The 3168-nt window shown below is 55.1% G+C and carries 1 rRNA gene; it reads left to right on the forward strand.

Annotated features, from left to right (window positions below):
- Positions 1–35 precede the first annotated feature (35 nt).
- Positions 36–3163: ribosomal RNA gene (locus tag ACYQ1Z_RS19780) — 23S ribosomal RNA — on the forward strand.
- Positions 3164–3168 lie beyond the last annotated feature (5 nt).

Consider the following 3168-nt stretch of genomic DNA (forward strand, 5'->3'; position numbering starts at 1 on the left):
TGTGGTTCTCTCGAGAAAATGTTTTTGATCTTTGTGGTCAAGTTTTTAAGAGCACACGGTGGATGCCTTGGCATTAGGAGCCGAAGAAGGACGTAGGAATCTGCGATAAGCCTGGGGGAGTCGATAACCGGACTGTGATCCCAGGGTGTCCGAATGGGGAAACCCCGCCGAGCGCGCGAGTGACTTGGTGACCCGTACCTGAACACATAGGGTGCGTGGGGGGAACGCGGGGAAGTGAAACATCTCAGTACCCGCAGGAAGAGAAAACAATAGTGATTCCGTTAGTAGTGGCGAGCGAACGCGGATCAGGCTAAACCGTTCCATGTGTGATAGCCGGCGGGCGTTGCATGGTCGGGGTTGTGGGACTTTCCGTACTGTCTCTGCCGGGGCAGTGGGGTGATGTGTGCGTATAGGTGAACGGTTTTGAAAGGCCGGCCAGAGAGGGTGTTAGTCCCGTAACCGTAATGCGTTGCACGGCCTTGTGAGAGTATCCCAAGTAGTACGGGGCCCGAGAAATCCCGTGCGAATCTGTCAGGACCACCTGATAAGCCTAAATACTCCCTAATGACCGATAGCGGACCAGTACCGTGAGGGAAAGGTGAAAAGTACCCCGGGAGGGGAGTGAAATAGTACCTGAAACCGTGTGCTTACAATCCGTCGGAGCAGCCTTGTAGTTGTGACGGCGTGCCTTTTGAAGAATGAGCCTGCGAGTTAGTGTTACGTCGCGAGGTTAACCCGTGTGGGGCAGCCGTAGCGAAAGCGAGTCTGAATAGGGCGTGTGAGTGGCGTGATCTAGACCCGAAGCGAAGTGATCTACCCATGGCCAGGTTGAAGCGACGGTAAGACGTCGTGGAGGACCGAACCCACTTCAGTTGAAAATGGAGGGGATGAGCTGTGGGTAGGGGTGAAAGGCCAATCAAACTTCGTGATAGCTGGTTCTCCCCGAAATGCATTTAGGTGCAGCGTTGCGTGTTTCTTTCCGGAGGTAGAGCTACTGGATGGCTAATGGGCCCTACAAGGTTACTGACGTCAGCCAAACTCCGAATGCCGGTAAGTGAGAGCGTAGCAGTGAGACTGTGGGGGATAAGCTTCATAGTCGAGAGGGAAACAGCCCAGACCACCAACTAAGGCCCCTAAGCGTGTGCTAAGTGGGAAAGGATGTGGAGTTGCCCAGACAACCAGGAGGTTGGCTTAGAAGCAGCCACCCTTAAAAGAGTGCGTAATAGCTCACTGGTCAAGTGATTCCGCGCCGACAATGTAGCGGGGCTCAAGTACACCGCCGAAGTTGTGGCATTCACACATGTTCTAAGCCGTCATGGTTCAGGAGTGTGGATGGGTAGGGGAGCGTCGTGTGGGCGGTGAAGTCGCGGTGTAAACCAGCGGTGGAGCCTACACGAGTGAGAATGCAGGCATGAGTAGCGAAAGACGGGTGAGAAACCCGTCCGCCGAATGATCAAGGGTTCCAGGGTCAAGCTAATCTGCCCTGGGTAAGTCGGGACCTAAGGCGAGGCCGACAGGCGTAGTCGATGGACAACGGGTTGATATTCCCGTACCGGCGAAAAACCGCCCATGTTGAACAGGGGATACTAACTGCCCGAGACCTGCCCGACCGTCCTTTGGACGGAAGGGTTTTGGTGGAGCGCAGGACCTGATCCTGGGAGGCAAGCGTATTAACAGGTGTGACGCAGGAAGGTAGCCGAGCCGGGCGATGGTTGTCCCGGTCTAAGGATGTAGGGCGAGTGGTAGGCAAATCCGCCGCTCATAATGCCTGAGATCTGATGGGACCCCCGTATGGGGGGATTCGGTGATCCTATGCTGCCGAGAAAAGCATCGACGCGAGGTTTTAGCCGCCCGTACCCCAAACCGACACAGGTGATCAGGTAGAGAATACTAAGGCGATCGAGAGAATTATGGTTAAGGAACTCGGCAAAATGCCCCCGTAACTTCGGGAGAAGGGGGGCCTGCCCCGTGATGGAGACGTGCTCTCCGTGAGCGGGTGTGGGCCGCAGAGACCAGGGGGAAGCGACTGTTTACTAAAAACACAGGTCCGTGCGAAGTCGCAAGACGATGTATACGGACTGACTCCTGCCCGGTGCTGGAAGGTTAAGAGGACCGGTTAGCCGTTCGCGGCGAAGCTGAGAATTTAAGCCCCAGTAAACGGCGGTGGTAACTATAACCATCCTAAGGTAGCGAAATTCCTTGTCGGGTAAGTTCCGACCTGCACGAATGGAGTAACGACTTCCCCGCTGTCTCAACCATAAACTCGGCGAAATTGCAGTACGAGTAAAGATGCTCGTTACGCGCAGCAGGACGGAAAGACCCCGAGACCTTTACTATAGTTTGGTATTGGTGTTCGGAGTGGCTTGTGTAGGATAGGTGGGAGACGTTGAAGCCCGGACGCCAGTTCGGGTGGAGTCATCGTTGAAATACCACTCTGGTCACTTTGGACATCTAACTTCGGCCCGTAATCCGGGTCAGGGACAGTGCCTGATGGGTAGTTTAACTGGGGCGGTTGCCTCCTAAAAAGTAACGGAGGCGCCCAAAGGTTCCCTCAGCCTGGTTGGCAATCAGGTGTCGAGTGTAAGTGCACAAGGGAGCTTGACTGTGAGAGAGACATCTCGAGCAGGGACGAAAGTCGGGACTAGTGATCCGGCGGTACATTGTGGAATGGCCGTCGCTCAACGGATAAAAGGTACCTCGGGGATAACAGGCTGATCTTGCCCAAGAGTCCATATCGACGGCATGGTTTGGCACCTCGATGTCGGCTCGTCGCATCCTGGGGCTGGAGTAGGTCCCAAGGGTTGGGCTGTTCGCCCATTAAAGCGGTACGCGAGCTGGGTTTAGAACGTCGTGAGACAGTTCGGTCCCTATCCGCTGCGCGCGCAGGAAATTTGAGAAGGGCTGTCCTTAGTACGAGAGGACCGGGACGGACGAACCTCTGGTGTGTCAGTTGTACTGCCAAGTGCACCGCTGATTAGCTACGTTCGGATGGGATAACCGCTGAAAGCATCTAAGCGGGAAGCTCGCTTCAAGATGAGATTTCCATACACAATTTGTGTGAGAGGCCCCCAGCCAGACCACTGGGTTGATAGGCCGGATGTGGAAGCGAGGACTAACGACTCGTGAAGCTGACCGGTACTAATAGGCCAACAACTTACACCACACAGA

It is taken from the genome of Arthrobacter sp. AD-310, assembly GCF_054656615.1.